Raw genomic sequence first — 3,865 nt, 5'->3', positions numbered from 1 at the left:
CGCACCGGCGGCCGGTCGGTACCCCGGCCCGGCGCGCGGCCGGTGCCGCCCCGCCCCGGCGACGACTTTGGAGGTCACATGAGTGACGAGAACCCGCCCGGACTCGACCTCGCGCGGTTGCGCGAACACCTCGACCGGGAGCGTCCGGGTCTGGTGACCGGTGCGCTGAGCGCACGGGTCGTCGAGGGCGGCCGGTCCAATCTGACCTACGTGGTCGGCGACGGCACGAACCGGTGGGTCGTGCGTCGCCCGCCGCTCGGGCACGTCCTGCCCACCGCGCACGACATGACGCGGGAACACCGGGTGATGAGCGCGCTGGGACCCACCGACGTCCCCGTCCCGCCGACGGTGCTGCTGTGTACCGACGACTCCGTGCTGGGCGCGCAGTTCTACGTCATGGATTTCGTCGAGGGCACGCCGTTCCGTCATGCCGAGGAGCTGACCGCGCTCGGGCCGGAGCGGACAAGGGGGATCGCCGAATCACTGATCGACACGCTCGCCGACCTGCACGCCGTGGACTTCCGTGCGGTCGGGCTCGCCGACTTCGGCAAGCCGGAGGGCTTCCTGGAACGGCAGGTGCGCCGGTGGGGCAAGCAGCTCGACGGGTCCCGCAGCCGGGACATCGCCGGGATCGACACGCTGCGCGAACGGCTCACCCGGCGGCTGCCCACCTCGCCGGAGCCGGCGATCGTGCACGGCGACTACCGGCTGGACAACCTGCTCGTCGGGCCGGACGACACCATCCGGGCGGTGCTCGACTGGGAGATGTCCACGCTCGGTGACCCGCTCACCGACGTCGCGCTGATGATCGCCTACTCCGAGCGGCACGCGCTCGGGGACCAGATCAGCGACGTCACCTCGGCTCCCGGATACCCCGGCACCGACGAGCTGGTGGCCCGCTACACCGCGCGCTCGGGCCGGGACACCTCGGCGCTGAACTGGTACGTCGGGTTCGCCTTCTTCAAGCTCGCGGTGATCCTCGAAGGGATCTACTACCGCTACACGCAGGGCCAGACCGTCGGCGAGGGCTTCGACACCATCGGCGCGGGCGTGCCCGCGCTCGTGGCGCGCGGCAACGCCGTACTCGAGGAGGAGTGAATGGATTTCGCGTTCGATGCCACGACCGAGGAGTACCGCGCCCGGTTGCAGGCGTTCATGGACGAGCACGTGTACCCGGCCGAGCCGGTGTACGAAGAGCAGTCCCGGGCCGCCGCACACCCCGGCGACCAGGTGCCGGTCCTGGGCGAGCTGAAGGCGGAGGCCCGCAGACAGGGGTTGTGGAACTTCTTCCTGCCGGGCGAGCTGGGCGCGGGCCTGAGCAACGTGCAGTACGCGCCGCTGGCCGAGATCACCGGCCGCAGCCCGCACCTGGCCCCCGCCGCGCTGAACTGCGCCGCACCGGACACCGGGAACATGGAGGTGCTGGCCCAGTTCGGGGACGAGAAGCAGCGGCGACAGTGGTTGCATCCGCTGCTCGACGACGAGATCCGCTCGGCGTTCGCGATGACCGAGCCCGACGTCGCCTCCTCGGACGCCCGCAACATCGCCACCCGGATCACCCGCGACGGCGACGACTACGTGGTCGACGGCCGCAAGTGGTTCATCTCCGGGGCGATGGACCCGCGGTGCGCGGTCCTGATCGTCATGGGCAAGAGCGACCCGGACGCCGAGCCGCACCGGCAGCAGAGCATGATCCTGGTGCCCCGGGACACGCCGGGTGTCGAGGTGCGGCGCGGTATGACCGTGTTCGGCTACGGCGACGAGTCCTACAGCGACCACGCCGAGGTCGTGTTCGACAACGTCCGGGTGCCGGCCGAGAACCTGATCAGCGGGGAGGGCGAGGGCTTCGCCATCGCCCAGGCCCGGCTCGGCCCGGGGCGCATCCACCACTGCATGCGCGCCATCGGCATGGCCGAGCGGGCCATCGAGCTGATGTGCCGGCGCGCGGTCTCCCGGGAGGCGTTCGGCAAGGCCCTGGCCGAACAGGGGGTGGTCCAGGACTGGATCGCCGAGGCCCGGGTGCGCGTGGAACAGCTGCGCCAGCTCGTGTTCAAGACGGCGTGGCTGATGGACACCCAGGGCAACCGCGGTGCGCACACCGAGATCCAGGCCATCAAGATCGCCACTCCGCGCACCGTGGAGTGGATCCTGGACAAGGCGATCCAGACGCACGGGGCCGCCGGGGTCAGCCAGGACACCCCGCTGGCCGCGCTCTGGGCGTCGGTGCGCACGCTGCGGTTCGCCGACGGCCCCGACGAGGTGCACAAGCGTTCCCTGGCCCGCCGCGAACTGAAGAGGTACGTCTGATGAGTGAGTCCACTGTGGATGCCGAAGACCTGCGCCGCCGGGTCGCGGACTTCCTGGCCGGGCACGACCCCGGCAGCACCGACCGGCTGGAGTTCCTGCGGGCGCGGTTCGACGCGGGCCTGGCGTGGGTGAACTTCCCCGAGGGGCTCGGCGGGCTCGGCGCCCCGCGCGAGCTGCAGAGCATCGTGGAGGCCGAGTTCGCCGCGGCGGGGGCGCCGGACAACAACCCGCGCCGCAACGGCATCGGGCTCGGCATGGCCGCCCCGACGATCCTGGCGTTCGGCACCGAGGAACAGAAGAAGCGGTTCCTGCGTCCGTTGTGGACGGGCGAGGAGGTCTGGTGCCAGCTGTTCTCCGAGCCGGGTGCGGGCTCGGACCTGGCCGCCCTGGGCACCCGCGCCGTGCCCGACGGCGACGAATGGGTGGTCAACGGACAGAAGGTCTGGACCTCCACCGCGCACACCGCCGACTGGGCCATCCTGGTGACCCGCACGGACCCGGACGTGCCCAAGCACCGGGGCATGACGTACTTCCTGTGCGACATGAGCCGGCCGGGCATCGAGGTCCGGCCGCTGCGCCAGATCACCGGTGAGGCCGAGTTCAACGAGGTCTTCCTCTCCGACGTGCGCATCCCGGACGCGCACCGGCTCGGCGAGGTCGGCGAGGGCTGGAAGGTCGCCACGTTCACGCTGAACAACGAGCGGGTGGCCATCGGCGGCAACGCGATGCCCCGCGAGGGCGGCATGCTCGGCAAGGTGCTCGCGACCTGGCGCGAACACCCCGAGCTGCGCACCCCCGAACTGCGGGAACGCCTGCTGCGGCTGTGGGCCGAGCAGGAGGCGTTCCGGCTGGCGGGCGTGCGGCTGCGGCAGCAGCTCGCCGTGGGCTCGCCCGGGCCGGAGGGTTCGGGGATGAAGCTCGCGTTCGCCCGGCTGTCCCAGGCGCTGTCCGGCCTCGAACTGGAACTGCTCGGCGAGCAGGGGCTGCGCTACGACGACTGGACCCTGCGCAGGCCCGAGACCGTGGAATTCCTCGGCCGCGAGGCCGGATACCGCTACCTGCGGGCGAAGGGCAACTCGATCGAGGGCGGCACCTCGGAGATCCTGCGCAACGTGATCTCCGAACGGGTGCTCGGCCTGCCCGCCGAACCCCGCGTGGACAAGGACATCGCCTGGAAGGATCTGCCCCGATGAGCGCCCCGGACCTGCTCTACTCCGATGTGGAGACCGACCTGCGCGCCAGCGTGGCCGACATGCTCGCCGACCACTGCGAGCCCTCGGCCCTGCTGGCCCGGGTGGAGAGCGACGAACCGTACGACCCGGCGCTGTGGCGCACGCTCGCCGGGGAACTGGGCCTGGCGGGCCTGCACGTGCCGGAGGCGTTCGGCGGGCAGGGTGCCTCCACCCGGGAGACCGCCGTGGTGCTGGAGGAACTGGGCCGCAGCGCCGCCCCGGTGCCCTACCTGGGCAGCGCCGTGCTCGCCACCTCCGTGCTGCTGGCCGCGGACCCCGCCGACGGCGGACCGGTCGCCGACCTGCTGCGCGGACTGGCCTCCGGC

Annotated in this window: 4 protein-coding genes; all 4 read left to right on the top strand. The window is 71.9% G+C overall.

Annotated features, from left to right (window positions below; all coding sequences use genetic code 11):
- The first annotated feature begins 78 nt into the window (after positions 1-78).
- Positions 79-1,098, top strand: a complete 1,020-nt coding sequence (locus tag ACTIR_RS0101810; protein WP_026453006.1) for a phosphotransferase family protein — start codon at positions 79-81, stop codon at positions 1,096-1,098.
- Entirely contained in the window at positions 1,099-2,307 is a 1,209-nt protein-coding gene (locus tag ACTIR_RS0101805; RefSeq protein ID WP_026453005.1) for an acyl-CoA dehydrogenase family protein, read from the top strand.
- On the top strand, positions 2,307-3,500 hold the full coding sequence (locus ACTIR_RS0101800) for an acyl-CoA dehydrogenase family protein (protein WP_026453004.1): 1,194 nt from the start codon (positions 2,307-2,309) through the stop codon (positions 3,498-3,500). Before ACTIR_RS0101805 ends, ACTIR_RS0101800 begins: the two co-directional genes overlap by 1 nt.
- The coding region (locus tag ACTIR_RS0101795) for an acyl-CoA dehydrogenase family protein (RefSeq protein WP_026453003.1) at positions 3,497-3,865 on the top strand (369 nt) is incomplete at its 3' end. The genes ACTIR_RS0101800 and ACTIR_RS0101795, both read left to right, overlap by 4 nt.

It is taken from the genome of Saccharomonospora iraqiensis subsp. iraqiensis (assembly GCF_000430445.1).
Classification (GTDB): domain Bacteria; phylum Actinomycetota; class Actinomycetes; order Mycobacteriales; family Pseudonocardiaceae; genus Saccharomonospora; species Saccharomonospora iraqiensis.
This window is presented reverse-complemented; position numbering and strand designations above follow the sequence as displayed.

Coding starts and splice junctions, on each gene's coding strand:
- ACTIR_RS0101810 (WP_026453006.1), top strand. CDS start 79: ATGAGTGACGAGAACCCGCCCGGACTCGACCTCGCGCGGTTGCGCGAA.
- ACTIR_RS0101805 (WP_026453005.1), top strand. CDS start 1,099: ATGGATTTCGCGTTCGATGCCACGACCGAGGAGTACCGCGCCCGGTTG.
- ACTIR_RS0101800 (WP_026453004.1), top strand. CDS start 2,307: ATGAGTGAGTCCACTGTGGATGCCGAAGACCTGCGCCGCCGGGTCGCG.